Source organism: Stenotrophomonas sp. NY11291, assembly GCF_023277365.1.
GTDB lineage: Bacteria > Pseudomonadota > Gammaproteobacteria > Xanthomonadales > Xanthomonadaceae > Stenotrophomonas > Stenotrophomonas geniculata.
Window position 1 is genome coordinate 2,699,155 of record NZ_CP096975.1, and the last position, 15,235, is coordinate 2,714,389.

Consider the following 15,235-nt stretch of genomic DNA (forward strand, 5'->3'; position numbering starts at 1 on the left):
ACTCAGAAGCGCGCGGTGATGCCAAGCTTGATCGTGCGGCCCGGTGCCGGAAGCGTTGAGCGTGTTGCCGGGTCGACGTAATAGCGGTTGCCGAGATTGCTGCCGACCAGCTCGACGCTGGCGTGCTGGTTGAAGCGCCAGCGGGCGTAGGCATCCACCGTGGTGATGTTTCCCCAGGTGAAGGGCACGTTCTGCCAGAGCAGGCTGCTGCCCCCGGCGATCAGGCGGTCGCGGTAGGCCTGCAGGTCCGGATTGTCGTGCCGCTGGTAGTGCACGATGCGGCTGCCCAGCTCCAGGCGCTCATCGAACAGGCGGGTGCCGAGTGACCAGTTCACCGACAGCTTCGGCGTGGCCTGGGTCAGCAGATAGCCGCTGACGAAGCCATCCTGGACGCAGTTGGGCACCCGCCCCTGGTCCGCATCCAGCCGTACCGCCGAGCTTTCATCGCAGACTTCGTTTTCAAGGATGCGGCTGATGCCCAGATCGGTGAAGAAGCGCCGGTTGTCGAAGCGCGCCTGCAGCTCGATGCCGCGGATGGTCTGCTTGTCGATGTTGTCGAACATGAAGTACGCATCACGCTCGATGACATTGCGGGTCTTGTGCACGTAGTAGGCCAGCTTGACGTCGGCATCGGCGGTGTTGCCGAACAGCCCGGAAAGGTTGTGCACGTACCCCAGCTCGTAGTTGTAGGCATGCTCCGGCTTGAGTGGATACAGCGGATTGAGGCTGCTGGAGAACGCAATGGTGCTTTCGAACATGCTGGGGAAGCGCACCGCCTCGCTGTAGCGCAGATAGGCACGAGCGGCCGGCGAGAAACGCACCGTCGCCGAGAACGTCGGCAACCAGGCGTGATCGCGGTGCCGTTCGTTGCGCCCGGCCACCGACTGCATCGCCCCGCCCCCGATCCTGCAGCGGATGTCGGTGCCGAGGACCATCGGCAGCAGCCCGGGGATGGCGGCGACCTGGCCGTTGAGGCAGGGATTGGTGGCTCGGCTGTAGTTGCCGTTTGCATCGGGCAACCAGGGAACGCCGTGCTGGACCTCCCTGGGTGTCTCGTACTTGCGCAGCAGGTCGGCCAGCGACTGATCGACGATCCAGCCCATGCCGATGCTGTCCCAGAATTCCCGCTCGCTCTCGAGTGCGTCGATCTCGCCCTGCAGGCTGTCCGGCCGCGGTGGCAGTTCATTCACCCGGTACTGCGCTTCGCGCGGCACGATCGAGGTCGTCTGCAGTTCCGGGTGGGCCTGCAGGAAGTCGTCGAACGCCCAGTAACGGCTGTAACGCACGCCGGCATTGAGGGTCAGGAAGTCGACCGGACGCCATTCCAGCGTGAGGTAGCCCTCGCCCTCCTGGCGACGGCCGGCACGCGGGTACATGCGCCAGCCGTCGGACGGGCCGAAATACGGGTCGCGCGAACCGAGCTTCTCGTATTGCCAGTTGCCGCCCACGGTCAGGTCCAGGGTCGAATGCAGGGCGAAGCGGTTGCTCAGGGTCAGGCCGGTCCGGTCGTTGCTCGCATTTGCCAGCGCGGTGTTGCGCAGAATCGGGCTGGCGCCGGCATTCCAGTCCGGATTGCCCGGGGCGAAGTTCGGAAAGCCGCCTGCGGTGTATGTATCGCTGTCCGTCTCTGTGCGCCACAGGTTGGCGTAGAGGTCCAGCCAGCGGCTGCCGGCCGGCTGGAAGCGGTACTCCAGGTTCCAGGCATCGGACGCAACCCGGCTGAGCGGCCACTGGATGCGCCCATAGTCCGGTGCCGACAGGATGCGCGACGGCATGATCTCGCCGTAGTGCGACAGCGTTCGCCGCCAGGTCGCCTTCAACTGCTGGTCATCGTTGATCTGCCAGCTGCCCTTGACCAGCCAGGACTCCTGTTCGCTGGAAGTATTGGGCACTTCATCGCCGGGCTTGAAGTAGCGCGCCAGCGTGGTGATGTAGTCGATGCCCTGGTACTCGAACTGCTCGCGCCGGTCCTGGTCGTAGTAGGCGCTGCCCTGGGTCCCGGAGAAGTAGTTGCCGCGCTTGCGCCAGGCGTAGGCGGCCATCAGGTCGACGTTGTCGCCACGCACGCCCAGCGCCAGGCGCCAGGCCTGGTCCTCGCCATCGAGGGGGTTGTTGCCACTGCGCGACTTCACCGGCACCACCAGGGTGCGGTCGTCGTAGGGCGAGTTCGGCGAGCCCTGCGGAAACCCCGGCACGGTGCGGTAATCCTCGCCGGTGTGCAGCCGCGGCAGGCGTGGCGCCACCGCATTGCTGCTGCCTTCGATCTTCAGCTCCCCGCCGAAGCGCTCACCCGCTTCCACGATGTCATCGACGTCGATGGTCTTGATCACCAGCGCGCCACCGATCCCGCTGTGCACATCGCGCACCAGCCCTGGCCCCTTGATGACCTGGATGCCACCCATCAGGTTGGGATCGATGTAATTGCGGTTGCTGACGCCGTTGTAGCCGCGCCAGACCGTGAGCGCCTGTTCGCCACCGTCGATGCTGACCGGCACCCGCCCCGGCCCCTGGATGCCGCGGATGTTGATGTCCAGCGCGCCGCTGTTGCGCGCATCGCCACTGAACACACCGACCAGATCCTTTACCACGTCGGCCGGGTTGGAGCCGCGATAGCGCTCCACCCGGTCGCGCCCCGAATACGCCGTGGTCAGGTCCAGCGCGAACACATCATCGTAGCCGCGCCGATCACGCGCCTCGCCCCCTTCCGACTGCAGGCGGCCGGCCACGTCCAGTGTTTTGGTCACCCGCACCCCTTCCCCCTCACCCGCCTCCGCTGCGGCCCGCAGGCTCCAGGTACCGTCCATGCCGCGCTGTGCACGCACGCCGCTGCCGCGCAACAGCTGCTGCAGTGCCTGCATCTGGCTGTACTCACCACTCACTGCACTGGAGCGGCGGCCCTCCACCAGGTCACTGCGGAACACCACCTGCACATCGGCCTGGCGGCCAAAGGCACGCACGGCGTCGGCCAGGGGCTGTTCCGGAATGGTGTACTGGCGCAACGGTGCGACGACCACCGGTTGCGCCTGCACGGCCGGCACCCAGGCCAGCGGCAGCAATGCGGTGGAGATGGCAAGAGCCAGGACGGTGGCGCGACGATGACAGGCGGATGCCGTGGACGGCATGGACAGGAACTCCTCAAGCGTGGCGGAACCACGGGCACATCCAGTGCCGGTGGCATGTCTGGCTTGAGGAGAAACGGTGTTTCGCTCTGGCTATACCTCTATAGACAGCAGGGCACAGCGAGTGCCCACGGTTTTTTCATGCTTTTTTCCATGTGGCGCGCTGTGCGCTGTGCCGCAGGCACCTCACCACACCACCAGCGCTCCGCCGGGCAAGCGCTGCACACGCAGTCCTGCCTGCGCGGCCACCGCATTGATGGCGGTCTCCGATTGCTGCAGGTGGAACAGGCCACTGACCCGCACGCTCGCGCCCTGCCCGCCCAGTACCCAGACCGGGGCACGCCGGTAGCGCGCCAGGTCGGCGATGGCCTGCGCGGCCGGCTGATCGTCGATCACTACCTCGCCACGCCGCCACGGCGCCATGGTCGCGGTATCTTCCAGCTGCACCGGCTGCAGCCAGCGACCGTCACGGAACACACGTGCCTGCCCGGCATGCAGGCGCTGCACACTGCCATCACCCGGGCGCACATCGACCCCGCCCTCGCTGACCTGGGTCAGGACCGTGGTGTCCTGCATCGACACGCTGAAGGCCGTGCCGATGTCACGGATCTGGCCGCCCGCCGCCTCCACCTGGAACGGGCGCGCCTCGTGCGCTACCTGGAACCAGGCCTGGCCGCGCAGCAGACGAAGGTGGCGCTGCTGGCCATCGAATTCAATCGCCAGTGCGGTGCCGGCGTCGAGTACCGCGGTGCTGCCGTCCTCCAACTGCACCATGCGCGGTGCATCGGTGCTGTGCAGGTCACTGCGTGCCAGCAGCAGCGCGTGCGGCGCAGCGGCAACCATCAGGACCACGGCGGCAGCACTGGCCAGCAGCCACGGCAGTCGGCGGCGTTGCGCGATCGGGCGCAGCCCTTGGCGATCAGCCGTCAACCCAGGCAGCGCGGCCAGCACCTCGGGCCCGGCGGCATCCAGGCTCTGCCAGAAGGCCTGCTGCTGGCGCCATGCCAGCGCATGGCGGGGATCGGCCTGCAGCCAGCGCTGCAGGGTTCGTTGCTGGCGTTCCGGCAGCGGGCCTGCACTGCACCGGATCACCCAGCGCAACGCCTGCCTGGCCTGACGCGGCGAGGGTTCGGACGTGGTCATGGTTGTGGCCTGCCGCACCGCGAACGGGTGCGCCTTCCTGTTGTGACAACGGCGGGCGCGATCTGCCCACGGCAATCACGGCTCATCGGCGTGTTGCCTGCTGGTGCTGCTGGATCAACAGTGCCGCGCGCATTACGTATTTGCCGACCACGCTCTTGGAAATGCCGAGGCGGGTGGCGATCTCGCGCTCACTCAGGCCCAGGTATCGATTGAGCACAAAGCACTCGCGCACCTGCGCCGGCAAGGCAAGGATGGTCTGGGTGATCTCGCGCAGCTGTGCCTGGTCCAGCGCCTGTGCCTCACCGTCGTGGCCTGCATCGGCCATGTCGGTGGCGTACGCGGCCATTGCGCGCCGCTCGCGGGCGTCGGACTGACTGCGGTTGAGCGCGTGGTGATAGGCCATCCGGTACAGATAGCCGCGCGGCTCGAGGATGGGGGGATCGCCGGGTACGCTGCTGGCCTTCAGGTACAGGTTCTGCAGCGTGTCCTCGGTACTGGCCGGGTCGAGATAGCGCGCGATGAAGCGAGACAACGCACGGCGCTCGCGAATCAGCAGCTCGACCAGCGCCAGGGCATTGGGAGACATAGGTGCCAAGGCCGGACCGGGGAATGATGGGCGTGATGGCGACGGTCCGGACGTGGATTGTGGGCTGCCGGGCCGCAGGCGGCAAGCCGCCGCCGCCCACATCATCCATGCAGGGCAGATCCGAGCATGGCTCGACGCCACAGTGGGATTGGCCGAACATGACTCGGCCCTACAGACAACAGGAGATCCCGATGGCCTACGCACGCATTGTTTCGACCGCCGACAACTACCTGCACCACATCAGCAATGGCAGCTTCGATGTGGATGCGGACGAGCCCGCGTCGTTGGGCGGCCAGGGCAAGGGTTTCGCACCGTTCGACCTGTACCTGGCCTCGCTGGCGGCATGCACCGCCATCACCCTGCGCATGTACGCGCAGCGCAAGGGCTGGGAGCTGGGCGAATTCCATGCCGAGCTGCGCTCGGAACGTGACGCGGATGGACGCTTCCACGTGCACCGCGTGCTGCATGCCAGCGCCGAGCTGAGCGATGCGCAGTGGCAGCGGTTGCTGGAGGTGGTGGAAAAGACCCCGGTGACCCTGGTGATGCGCGAAGGTGCACGCATCTCCAGTGAGCGTGGGGCTGCAGCGTAACCCCATCCACGCCTGGCGTGGATCTACAGACGACGCTCGCCGGGCATGGCCCGGCGCTACCGGAGCGGCGCGGGGCCATCGGGTAGCGCCGGGCCATGCCCGGCGGCCACTCAGCGCCGTGAATGCAGCACGGTGCGCTGGCGCATCGCGTTGAATTCCTGCTCCACCTGCTGGATGTCTTCGGCCTGGAACCCGGCCGCATCCAGCAGCTGGTCGGCGGCGGCCGCCGCCAGCGGATCATCGTCACGCTGGCGCCAGCAGCGCGCCGGCAGGAAATAGCCTACTTCGCTGCGCCCGCGCATGATCACCACAGGCCGGCCCGCATACAGCAGGAACTCGGCCAGGTGCTGGCGCAGCCCCTCCACTGAAACATAGGCCGGTCCCACACCCAGCATCTGGCTGGACGGTTCAGGACTCTCGAACAGCTTGCGACGGCTCATCCACTCCTCCTTTTGAACAACGCGTGGTCTCCCTTCCTTAGACGGGCGCATCGCTGCGCCCCCGCCACGCACGACGTGATCCGCATCACGCCCGCCACTCAGAACCCGGTATTGAACTCCAGCTGGAACACGTCGATCGACAACGGCGCACCGGACACTTCCTTGGCCGCCATCCACTTGCCGCTGATCCAGCTGCGCGCATCCAGCGCGTAGGCGCCGCCCACGTAGTAGCCACGGGCGTTGGTGCCGCCGAGGTGGAAGTTCGGGTCGTTGTACGCGTCCGGCAGCGCATCGGCCTCGATATGCTTGTAGCCCAGCAGCGCCTGCCACTGGCCCTTCTCCTTCAGGTCAGTGGCGCCGAAGGTGGCCTGCACCATCCAGGCGGTGTCGCCACTGCGGAAGGTATCGATGCTGGCGGCGCCACCGGCACCGTAGTTGTTGACGATGCCGTTGTTGGCGCGGCTGAACATGGCCTGCTTGTCGTAGGCCAGGTTGCGGATGTAGTCGCCATCCAGGCGCAGGCCGATGCCCTGGGCCAGCTGCGTATCCCAGCGCAGGTTGAGCGTGGCCAGGCGGAATGCCGAGGCCAGGCCGACATACTGCGGGGTCGGCGTGTTGGCCGGGTCCAGCGGATTGCGCGCGATGTCGCGGATCAGCATCAGGGTATTGCCCTTCTGCATGAACGCTGGGCGCGACCAGTCGGTATCGCAGCCCACCGCGCCCGCATATAGCGCGCACGGCGAGGACAGGCGGCCGCTGATGTTCTTGAAATCGTAGTAGCCCAGTGCGGCACGCAGCGCATTGTCGTCGTTGAAGCGCCAGTTCATGCCGACCTGTGCACCGGACAGCCACTTGTTCTCGTTCGGGGTCTTGACCCGGCTCTGGCTGGGCGCGCTGTCGGAGGTGTACTCCAGCGGTACCACGGCCAGGTTGGCGAACAGGCCGAGGTCACCACTGTCAAAGTCATGCTGCAGGTTGGCGGCCAGGCCGTCGAAGTTCAGGTCGTTGGAGAACAGCGTGTCGCTGGTCCAGAACGGATTGCCGAAGCGGCCGCCGCGCACCGTCACCCAGTCGGCCGGACTGTAGGCCAGCCAGGCCTGGTCCAGCCACACGTCCTTCTTGCTCAGGCCACCACCCAGCTGCTCGGTGGTCGACACCGGGCCATTGCTGCTGCCGCTGGCCAGGCGCACACCGGCCGTGGTGTGCTGGCCGATGGTCGCCTCGATGCCCAGGCGGGCGCGGATGCGCCACAGGTTGCGGCGGTCCTGGCGGGTGTTCAGCAGCGGCGGCAGCTGCAGGTTGGTGTTGGTGTTGGTGTCGAAGCCGTTGCCGGAATTGATCGACGACCAGTTGCTCACGATGTCGCTGTTGCGTTCGGAGAAGAAGCGCGACTCGCTGCGCACGCGCATGTCACCGGTCACCTTGATGCGCTTGGTCCACTCAGCCACTTCGTTCGGTGCCGCCCAGCCCTCGGACCTGGCCTGCGCCATCACATCCTGGCGCACTTCGTCACGGATGCCGTCGCGCACGCTCTGCGGCACGTAGGGCACGCGCACGTCGCCGGCCTCCAGGGCCACGCCACCGCTGGCGGCCGAAGGTGCGGTGGTTGTAGTGCGCGATGCGGCCGCTGCTTCAGCCTCGGCCTGCACCAGCAATGCCTGGCCGTCTTCTGGCTTCAGCGCGCCGCTGGCGATCAGGCCCTTGATCAGCTTGACCATGGTGGTTTCTGCGGCCATCGCACCGGCCGGGGCGGCCAGGCTGAGCAGCACGGCGCAGCACAGCAGCGCCCGTCGGGCCGGCCGCGAGCAGCGGGAGTCGGTTCGTGCGCGGACGTGGTCGTTCATCACGGTTCTCATCGAAAGAAGGGAAATCACGGAGGTCGGGAATCAGGCCCCGGGCCGGCGGCCCTGGATCAGCACGCGGGCGGGGAAATCGAGCGACGGCGGCGGTGCCTGGTCGACCTTGCCGATGCGTCGCAGTGCATCGAGCACGGCCGCGTCGGCCTCCCCGTTGCCACTGCCACGCACCAGCTCGACCTTTTCCAGGCGGCCATCGTTGGACAGCCACACATTCACCTGCAGCTGGAACGCCAGGCGCTTGACCTTGTCGTCGCGCGAGATCGCCTGCTGCATCAGGTAGCCGAGATAGCGCCCATAGGTGGCATTGCCGGCGCCGCCACGGCCCACGCCGGATGAACCGCCGCCACTGCCGGACTGGATGCCGAAGTTGTCACCACCGGCCTGCGCATCGGCATTCATCGTCACCGGGTCGGCGTTGTCCGGGGTCGGCGTCGGCTCTTCCGCCGGCGTCGGTTGATCCAGCGGCTCCGGCTCGGGAATGGTCTCTTCCGGCGGCGTCTCCGGCTCCGGTGGCTTTTCCGGCGGCGGTGGCGGCGGCGGAGGGGGGGGCGGCAATGCCAGCATCGGCGGCTGCACCACCGGCCTGCGGGTGCTGGCGGTGTCCTTGAACAGCATCCACCATACGGCGATGCCGAGCACCAGCAAGGCGGCCAGCACCAGCGCGACGGTCACCAGCAACTGACGACCGCGCATGCCGGGCTCCGGCCGAGGGGATTGATGGGCCGTCATGCCTCAGCCCTGCGCCTTGCCGGTGACCAGCCCGACCTGGGCCAGCTCCAGCCGCCGCAGCAGGTCCAGCACCTCGACCACACGGGCGTACTGCACCTGCGCGTCACCGCGCACGATCACCGGGAAATCCGGGGTGGTCGCGCGCTCGGTGCGCAGGCGATCTTCCAGCTCGGCCATCGTCACCGGATAGGCATCCAGGAACACCTGACCACTGGGGTCGATGGTGATCGCCTTGGTCTTCGGCTTCTCCAGTGCCACGCTGTTGCTGGCCTTCGGCAGGTTGACCTCGATGCCGGGGATGGAGGCGTTGCTGGTCAGGATGAAGATCACCAGCACCACCAGCAGCACGTCGACGAAGGGCGTTACGTTGATGCCCTTCTCGCGCTTCTTGATGCCGAACTTCGCCTTCTGGCCCATGGCGCGCCCCTCAGCCCTGGACCGCGGCCGGGCCGCGCCCGTCCTGCTCTTCGGCCAGGCGCGCGGCGAACTCGTCGATGAACACCGCCATGTCGGCGCCGATCGCCTCGGCACGTGCACCCAGGTAGTTGTAGCCGAACAGCGCCGGAATCGCGACGCCGAGGCCGGCTGCGGTACACAGCAGCGCCGCGGCCATGCCCGGTGCCACCGAATTGATGTCCACCGCGCCGGCCATCGCCGCCACCACGAACACCAGCATGATGCCGATCACGGTACCGAACAGGCCCACGTACGGCGCGCCTTCGATGGTGGTCGAAAGCCAGTTCATGCGCCGTGCCATCGCTTCCTGCTCGCGCACCATCACCGCATCCATCGAGGCGCGGATCGCGGCGATGGTGGCGCCACTGAGGTAACCGCTGTTGCCATCGCGCTGGTGGCGCTGCTGCATTTCATCGATGGCCACCTGGTAGATCCGCCACAGCGAACCGTCGTGCATCGCGGTCGGCGCCTTGCCCTGGCGGTCCATGTCGGACAGCGTGCGCAGCGGCACGCCGGACAACTTGCCGAAGCTCTCGGTGAACACCGCATTGGCCTTGCTGGTACGGCCGAAGTGGCGCCCCTTGGCGATCATGATCGCCCACGACAGCAGCATCATCAGGCCGAGGATCGCCACCACCACCCAGGCGTCGAACGGCATTGCCTTGAGGATGAAGGCGAAGTGGCTCTGACCGGCGGACTGCTCGTCGGCACCGTAGCTGATCAGGCGCGAGTCGGCGCCCTGTGCGGTGGCATCGGCCAGCAGCAGTGCCGCCGGTCGTGCCACGCGAGAGATACGCAGCTCATCCAGTGCGCCCTCGAAATTGGCCAGCGGCTGCGCCGCGCCAGGAGCATCGGCGCCCACCACCGGGGCGGCGCCCAGCGCCGGCAATTCGCCGCTCAGCTGTGCGACCACGCGGCCATTGAGGTACAGCTGCAGAGCGCCCTTCTCCGCAGTCAGCGCCACATGCGCCCACTGCCCTTCCGGAATCGGCTGTGCCGGCGTGCTGCGATGGCCATTGAGCTGCACGAACGGCACCCGGTTCTCGATGCCCAGCACCAGTTCGGAAGCACCGTCACGACGGGCGTAGATCGCCTGTGCGGCGTTGTTGCTGCCCGGCTTGATCCAGGCCGAGACGGTGAGCGGCGCGCCCGCCTCCTGCGCAAGCGATGCGCTGGCCGGCAGCGGCAGCGGGGCTGCGCCCAACTGAACGCCGCGGCCGATCACCGAGCCTTCCGACGGCGGCGCCACGGCCCCGGCGTTGTTTCCATACGCGGTGGTGTCGCGTGCCGGCGCATTGGCCTCGGCAAAGTGGTAGACCAGCGTGTAGTCCGGGTCGAACACCTGCTGGCCATTGCCGCTGGCCGGGGCCTTCTCGTTGCCGTAGTACATCCAGATCGTCTGCGGTGCTGCGGCGCTGACCGCCGGTACGTCCACCCAGACCAGGGCCAGGCCCAGCCTGGGATCGAACTGTTCGATCTGGTGGGCCAGCACGGTGCGGCCATCACCCGAGACGAAGCGCAGGTCGTTGCCCGCGTCCTGGGTGCCGTCGAAACCGAAGTTGCCGGTATGCAGGCGCAGCAGCAGCGGCGTGCGACCCGGGTCACCGGCCAGGCCCGCGCCCTGCGGGCCGGCGTCGACGGTGATCGGCTTGCGGTATTTCCATTCGGCCTGCCACCAATTGGCATCGGCCGCAGCGACCGGCAGCGCAACCAGCGCGGCCAGCAGCAACAACACTCGGGAAAGCAAACGGTCCATGCGAAGGGTCTCCGGAGAACGCATGTTCAAGGGAAGGGTCAGTAACTGGTGCTGATGTTGAAATGCAGGCGCGGGTCGTCCTTGCGCGTGACCGGGCCATCGGCATAAGGCCAGGCGTAGTCCAGGCGCAGTTGCAGGTGTTCGCCGAGGCGCATCTGCGCGCCCAGGCCGACCGAGGCCAGGTTGTACTTGTCACGCTGTTCGGGCAGCGGCTGGCGCAGGCGCAGGTAGGCCGCATCTGCAAAGCTGTAGACGCGCAGATCAGTGCCGCTCCACAGCGACCACGCCGGGGTGCGCCATTCCAGGCTGGCCAGGCCGCCGTAGTCGCCGATCGCCTCGGCCGACAGATAGCCGCGCACGGTGTACATGCCACCCGCGGCAAACTGCTCGGCCGACACCAGTGGCGCGTCGGTCACCTGCAGTGAGCCACGTGCGTACCACTGCCAGTCGTTGCCGAAGGTGTGGGTGTTGGCCACGTCGGCCTTGAAGGCCACGAAGCTCGGGTCGGCCCAATAGCGCTTCTGGCCGAAGGCGGTGGCGTCGCTGCCGTAGCCGAACAGGCGGCGGGTGCCGGCCACCAGCTGTGTGTTGATGCTCAGCTGATCCTGCTCGCCCTGGCGCACGCCCACGAAGGCCAGCGTGATAGGCGCGTACTTCAGCGGCGTCTTCAGGCTGTCCTTGCCCATCTGGGTATCTTCCTCGGTGTCCTTGAAATCCACACCAAGGCTGAGCTGGCGCCACCACTGACTGCTGCCGGCCAGTCGATAGTTGAGCTTGAGGCCGATCGAGTGACCGTTGCCGATCACGTTGGTACCGGTGCCGGTACCCACCTGCCCACCCGCGTTCAGCACGCGGCTGTCGGATTTGTAGCCGGACGCTTCCAGGCTCCACGGCGTGCCTTCGAACGGCATCGTGTACGAGGCCGAGAACACCTTGGCCTGTTTGGTGTCTTCCGGTGCCAGATACACGCCGATGTTGGCGCTGTGCCCGCGCTTCCACAGGTTGTCGTAGGCCAGCGATGCACTCAGGCGCAGCTTCTCGGTGTCGGCGCTGTGGTCGTTGTTGAGTGACGCGCTGGCACGCCACGGCGACTTTTCTTCGACCTGCAGGTCCACATCCATCGTGCCCGGCACCTGGCCTTCGCGCACCAGCGGCATCACCTGGCGACGCCCGCCCTCATTCAGCGCGGTCAGTTCCTTCTGGGCCTGGTCGAAGTCCGGCACCTTGCCTTCCGCCAGCGCTGGTACGCGTTCGCGGATGCGCTCGGGCGATTCGTGCTTCGTTCCCACGACCCGCAGCTGGCCGATCGGTGTCTGCTGTACCTTCAGCAGCACTACGCCACCACTGACCTGCTGCTCGGGAAGCTCCACATAGACCGACTGGTAGCCCGCCTGCTGGTACAGCGCATTGACTGCATCGCGTGCGTTCTCGACATCGGCCAGGGTCTTTCCCGGGCCGAGGAAGGGCTCGACCGCGCGCTCGATCTGGCGCGGATCGAGCACGGTATTGCCACGTACGATGTATTCATTGATGTTCACGCTGGGCGCAGGCGCTGCCTCCTGCGCGAACAACGGCAGCGGCATCGCGGCCAGGGCCAGCACCAAGGGATGCAGGCGCAAGGGAAGGCGGACGGCTCGGCACGGAACAGGAGTCATCGAAGGCATCGCGTCGTATCGAAGGTAATGGCCATGGAGCGGCGCGTGGGTCTACCAACAGGACGTGCACGTCGCGTCAAAACCGCCAACAGTTTTATGACAGCACTGTCATCTTTTGACAGCGCCGCAACGCACGCAGGCGGACCCTGCCTTCGCCACACGTCTTCATTGCAGAACGTCGATTGCCGCGGGAAGTTCGAGATGCGTGAATCATTGATAATGGAGCTGCGCGCTGCCCTCACCCTTGCGTTGCTGCTGGTGTTGGCCCCGCTTCGCGCCGACGAGGCGAAGAAGCAGGAAGGCGCCGCGCCCTGCATCGAAGTACAGGTCAATGGCGAGCGCATTCCGGCCTGGGACTGCCTGCAGCGCAAACTTGCGCCGGCATCGAAAACGGCGAAATCACCGGCGCTGCCGGAGGCCGAACGCCTGATGCGGCAGCCCGGCAACCAACTGATGCAGTACAACCTGGAAGGCACACGACAGCGCATGGGCGATGCCTTTGGTCGTTCGGTGGTACCGCAGCGCCCGGCGCGCTGAGCCTGCACAGTCGCGGTGCAAAGCCCCAGCCCGGCAGGATTCTGTAGCGTCGAGCCATGCTCGACTGTTCTTGCAGGCGCAGCCGAGCGTAGGCTCGGCTCTACAGTGCGGCCGGCACGATGCCATCGCTCGGCACGGGCGGCAGCTCGGGCACCGGCAGGCTGCGCGATTGCCCGGCCTGGTTCAGTTCCACCGCGCTGGCACTGATGCTGGCCAGCACCGTGCAAGGTCCGAGCCGTTGGCCGGGCGCATACGCTTCCGCCGGGCGTCCATCCACCGAGAGCAGGGCCAATGGCGCATGGTCACCGGCCATCACGCCCAGCACCACCACCTCGGTCTGCACTGCACCGGGGGACAGCAGCCGCACCAGCGGCAGGCTAGCCACTGCATCGAACATCGGCCGTACCGGCGCCACGGCCTTCGCCTCGCTGGCCGCGGCCGCTGGCGCCACGGCAGACAGGGTGACACCCCAATAGGCCACCACGGCCAGCAGCAGCGTCGCCGCCAGCAGGGTCAGTATGCGATTGCGATCCCAGCGCCTGCCATCCATGTTCCGCACCACCGCCACGTTCGTGTCCGCCCACGCTAGCAGCTGTGGCTGACGCTTTTGTTTCATCATGCCGGCCTACGCTGGCAGGTATCGACCCGGACAGGAGGCAACGTCGATGCAGCGCGTGCCGCGTGGTTTCACCCTGCTGGAACTGATGGTGGTGCTGGTGATCATCGGCATCTGCACGGCCGGAATCGGGCTGGGCCTGGGCAGCCTGCTCGACCCGGGCCGGCAGCTGCGGCAGGAAGCCGAGCGGTTGGCGCAGCGCCTGCAGGTGGCGCGCGATGAGGCGCGCATCGATGGCCGCCCCCTGCGTTGGCAGGCCGACGCCAACGGCTATCGTTTCAGCCGCCGCGAAGGCAGCGGTTGGGTGACCGTTGAACACGATGATCTGCTGCGTCCGCAGAAGTGGCAGGCAACGGGCATTGCGGTGCAGCCCGCCAACCCCATTGAGCTGAGCCCGGAGTGGATCGGTATCGCCTGGGAGCTTGGATTGTCGCTGGAGGGTCGCAAACTGCGCCTTCGTGATGATGGCAGCGGACAGTTGCAGGTCGTGCAATGAAGCAGGCGGCGCGCGGATTCACCCTGATCGAAGTGCTGATCGCATTGGCGATCGTATCGATTGCACTGGCGGCGGTGATGCGCTCGGTGGCAGTGGCGACCGACGATCAGTCACGGCTGCGTGATCGTCGCCTGGCACTGTTGTGTGCGCAGGATCGCTGGCAGGAACTGCGCCTGAGCGGACAGGCACCGCAGGATGCCCGGCAACGCTGTGTGCAGGGGCGCAGCAGCTTTCTGGTGCTTCAGCATCTGGGCACGGGCAGCGACGGCCAGCCGCAGCTGGAACTGAGCGTGGTTGCCGAGGATGCTCCCCGGCAGTCGCTGGCGAGGATGCAGTTGCCGTGGACGGCGGCGCAATGAGGCGCGCCGTCCGCGGCTTCACCCTGATCGAGGTGATGATTGCGATCACCATCATGGGCGTACTGGCACTGATCTGCTGGCGGGCGCTCGACAGCGTGGCCAACAGCGACCAGCGCCTGCGCCAGGCCGATGCCGAGACCACGACGGCGCTGCGCGTGCTGCAGCAGTTCCAGCGTGATATCGAAATGCGCGCAGACGATGCGTTGATGAATGGTGCAGTGCGGCCGGCCGATCAACCGCAGCGGCTGCTGCCGCCTTCGCTGGTGAGCGAGCGGCATCCGGATGGGAGCTTCGCGCTGGAGATCACCCGCAGTGTCGGCAGCGATGGGCTGCGCTGGCAGCGGGTGCGCTGGTGGCGGCAGGGAAGTACGCTTTGGCGGGCCAGCGGCGCAGCGACGGATCGGTATCCCCTGCCGGCGCCGGATCTGTCGAAGGGCATTGCCGTGGCGCGCGAGGTACAGCGGTTCGAGGTGCGGGCCTGGCAGCCAGGAACGGGATGGGCCGTGTTGCCGAGCGAAGGCGAGGTAATGCCGGCCACCGGACTTGAACTGCGGTTGGGCCTGCGCGATGGGCGTGGGCCGCTGAGTTACCGGCGGGTGCTGGAGCTTTAGGATTCTTCCCAGGCAAGGCATCCACGCACGGCGTGGATCTACGGTGGGTGCCGACCGTGCCTTGGTGGGTGCCGACCGTTGGTCGGCATTGTTGTTGGCTCCGGAATCCGCGCATTGCATGGATCCCCCCGCCTGCCGCCGGGCACTCTCCTGCACCCGGCGGCGTTGTGTCGGTGGTCCTCACCGCTGATGGCCGCTCCCTGCCCTCCGTGCCGTCCTGGCTGGGGCCGCCACCGCTCCGTGGCGGCTGGCCCGATGCTGTCCGTTCTTCCGGCCCGATCGC

15 protein-coding genes are annotated in these 15,235 nt (G+C 67.1%); 5 read left to right on the top strand and 10 right to left on the bottom strand.

Annotated features, from left to right (window positions below; all coding sequences use genetic code 11):
* Positions 1-2 precede the first annotated feature (2 nt).
* The 3 genes from M1L61_RS12640 to M1L61_RS12650 form a co-directional block, all read right to left on the bottom strand.
* Positions 3-3,122, bottom strand: coding sequence for a TonB-dependent receptor (locus M1L61_RS12640; RefSeq protein WP_248853570.1), 3,120 nt, complete (start codon positions 3,120-3,122; stop codon positions 3-5).
* A 183-nt stretch (positions 3,123-3,305) separates the two neighbouring features.
* Positions 3,306-4,262: a FecR domain-containing protein gene (locus tag M1L61_RS12645; protein WP_019337755.1), complete on the bottom strand. Its 957-nt coding sequence runs from the start codon at positions 4,260-4,262 to the stop codon at positions 3,306-3,308.
* Positions 4,263-4,344: 82 nt separating this feature from the next.
* Complete coding sequence (locus M1L61_RS12650; protein WP_019337756.1) at positions 4,345-4,848, bottom strand: RNA polymerase sigma factor; 504 nt, start codon at positions 4,846-4,848, stop codon at positions 4,345-4,347.
* A gap of 191 nt (positions 4,849-5,039) precedes the next feature.
* On the opposite strand from M1L61_RS12650, the gene M1L61_RS12655 reads away from it, so the two are divergent.
* Positions 5,040-5,438 (top strand): OsmC family protein, encoded by a 399-nt coding sequence (locus tag M1L61_RS12655; RefSeq protein WP_010485361.1) that lies wholly within the window; start codon positions 5,040-5,042, stop codon positions 5,436-5,438.
* A gap of 110 nt (positions 5,439-5,548) precedes the next feature.
* Here the strand turns inward: M1L61_RS12655 and M1L61_RS12660 are convergent, their stop codons facing one another.
* From M1L61_RS12660 to M1L61_RS12685, 6 genes are all read right to left on the bottom strand, one after another.
* Positions 5,549-5,878: a hypothetical protein gene (locus M1L61_RS12660; protein WP_005409871.1), complete on the bottom strand. Its 330-nt coding sequence runs from the start codon at positions 5,876-5,878 to the stop codon at positions 5,549-5,551.
* A 98-nt stretch (positions 5,879-5,976) separates the two neighbouring features.
* Positions 5,977-7,722 carry a putative porin gene (locus M1L61_RS12665; RefSeq protein ID WP_248853571.1) on the bottom strand — a complete coding sequence of 582 codons (1,746 nt, stop codon included), beginning with the start codon at positions 7,720-7,722 and terminating at the stop codon, positions 5,977-5,979.
* 42 nt (positions 7,723-7,764) lie between these two features.
* Positions 7,765-8,430 carry a cell envelope integrity protein TolA gene (locus M1L61_RS12670; protein WP_019337760.1) on the bottom strand — a complete coding sequence of 222 codons (666 nt, stop codon included), beginning with the start codon at positions 8,428-8,430 and terminating at the stop codon, positions 7,765-7,767.
* A 39-nt stretch (positions 8,431-8,469) separates the two neighbouring features.
* Positions 8,470-8,883: a biopolymer transporter ExbD gene (locus M1L61_RS12675; RefSeq protein ID WP_005409874.1), complete on the bottom strand. Its 414-nt coding sequence runs from the start codon at positions 8,881-8,883 to the stop codon at positions 8,470-8,472.
* Between the two features lie 10 nt (positions 8,884-8,893).
* Positions 8,894-10,678: a MotA/TolQ/ExbB proton channel family protein gene (locus M1L61_RS12680; RefSeq protein WP_248853572.1), complete on the bottom strand. Its 1,785-nt coding sequence runs from the start codon at positions 10,676-10,678 to the stop codon at positions 8,894-8,896.
* Positions 10,679-10,716: 38 nt separating this feature from the next.
* The gene (locus M1L61_RS12685) at positions 10,717-12,333 is read right to left on the bottom strand and encodes a ShlB/FhaC/HecB family hemolysin secretion/activation protein (protein WP_241885186.1); all 1,617 of its coding nucleotides are present in this window, start codon (positions 12,331-12,333) and stop codon (positions 10,717-10,719) included.
* A gap of 201 nt (positions 12,334-12,534) precedes the next feature.
* Here M1L61_RS12685 and M1L61_RS12690 point away from each other — a divergent pair, with 201 nt between their 5' ends.
* Entirely contained in the window at positions 12,535-12,870 is a 336-nt protein-coding gene (locus M1L61_RS12690; RefSeq protein ID WP_029550783.1) for a hypothetical protein, read from the top strand.
* 100 nt (positions 12,871-12,970) lie between these two features.
* Here M1L61_RS12690 and M1L61_RS12695 read toward each other — a convergent pair whose 3' ends face one another.
* The gene (locus M1L61_RS12695) at positions 12,971-13,420 is read right to left on the bottom strand and encodes a general secretion pathway protein (RefSeq protein ID WP_019337764.1); all 450 of its coding nucleotides are present in this window, start codon (positions 13,418-13,420) and stop codon (positions 12,971-12,973) included.
* Positions 13,421-13,535: 115 nt separating this feature from the next.
* Between M1L61_RS12695 and gspH the strand changes: the two genes are divergently transcribed.
* The 3 genes from gspH to M1L61_RS12710 are packed head-to-tail and all read left to right on the top strand — an operon-like array spanning position 13,536 to position 14,952.
* Positions 13,536-13,982: a type II secretion system minor pseudopilin GspH gene (gspH, locus tag M1L61_RS12700; RefSeq protein ID WP_010485346.1), complete on the top strand. Its 447-nt coding sequence runs from the start codon at positions 13,536-13,538 to the stop codon at positions 13,980-13,982.
* The gene (gspI, locus tag M1L61_RS12705) at positions 13,979-14,341 is read left to right on the top strand and encodes a type II secretion system minor pseudopilin GspI (protein WP_019337765.1); all 363 of its coding nucleotides are present in this window, start codon (positions 13,979-13,981) and stop codon (positions 14,339-14,341) included. Before gspH ends, gspI begins: the two co-directional genes overlap by 4 nt.
* The gene (locus M1L61_RS12710; RefSeq protein WP_019337766.1) at positions 14,338-14,952 is read left to right on the top strand and encodes a prepilin-type N-terminal cleavage/methylation domain-containing protein; all 615 of its coding nucleotides are present in this window, start codon (positions 14,338-14,340) and stop codon (positions 14,950-14,952) included. The genes gspI and M1L61_RS12710 overlap by 4 nt, the downstream gene beginning before the upstream one ends.
* Positions 14,953-15,235: the final 283 nt, after the last annotated feature.

Bases quoted from the DNA above. Each gene is read 5' to 3' on its own strand.
- M1L61_RS12640 (WP_248853570.1), bottom strand. From the start codon at position 3,122: ATGCCGTCCACGGCATCCGCCTGTCATCGTCGCGCCACCGTCCTGGCT.
- M1L61_RS12645 (WP_019337755.1), bottom strand. From the start codon at position 4,262: ATGACCACGTCCGAACCCTCGCCGCGTCAGGCCAGGCAGGCGTTGCGC.
- M1L61_RS12650 (WP_019337756.1), bottom strand. From the start codon at position 4,848: ATGTCTCCCAATGCCCTGGCGCTGGTCGAGCTGCTGATTCGCGAGCGC.
- M1L61_RS12655 (WP_010485361.1), top strand. From the start codon at position 5,040: ATGGCCTACGCACGCATTGTTTCGACCGCCGACAACTACCTGCACCAC.
- M1L61_RS12660 (WP_005409871.1), bottom strand. From the start codon at position 5,878: ATGAGCCGTCGCAAGCTGTTCGAGAGTCCTGAACCGTCCAGCCAGATG.
- M1L61_RS12665 (WP_248853571.1), bottom strand. From the start codon at position 7,722: ATGAACGACCACGTCCGCGCACGAACCGACTCCCGCTGCTCGCGGCCG.
- M1L61_RS12670 (WP_019337760.1), bottom strand. From the start codon at position 8,430: ATGCGCGGTCGTCAGTTGCTGGTGACCGTCGCGCTGGTGCTGGCCGCC.
- M1L61_RS12675 (WP_005409874.1), bottom strand. From the start codon at position 8,883: ATGGGCCAGAAGGCGAAGTTCGGCATCAAGAAGCGCGAGAAGGGCATC.
- M1L61_RS12680 (WP_248853572.1), bottom strand. From the start codon at position 10,678: ATGGACCGTTTGCTTTCCCGAGTGTTGTTGCTGCTGGCCGCGCTGGTT.
- M1L61_RS12685 (WP_241885186.1), bottom strand. From the start codon at position 12,333: ATGACTCCTGTTCCGTGCCGAGCCGTCCGCCTTCCCTTGCGCCTGCAT.
- M1L61_RS12690 (WP_029550783.1), top strand. From the start codon at position 12,535: ATGCGTGAATCATTGATAATGGAGCTGCGCGCTGCCCTCACCCTTGCG.
- M1L61_RS12695 (WP_019337764.1), bottom strand. From the start codon at position 13,420: ATGGATGGCAGGCGCTGGGATCGCAATCGCATACTGACCCTGCTGGCG.
- gspH (WP_010485346.1), top strand. From the start codon at position 13,536: ATGCAGCGCGTGCCGCGTGGTTTCACCCTGCTGGAACTGATGGTGGTG.
- gspI (WP_019337765.1), top strand. From the start codon at position 13,979: ATGAAGCAGGCGGCGCGCGGATTCACCCTGATCGAAGTGCTGATCGCA.
- M1L61_RS12710 (WP_019337766.1), top strand. From the start codon at position 14,338: ATGAGGCGCGCCGTCCGCGGCTTCACCCTGATCGAGGTGATGATTGCG.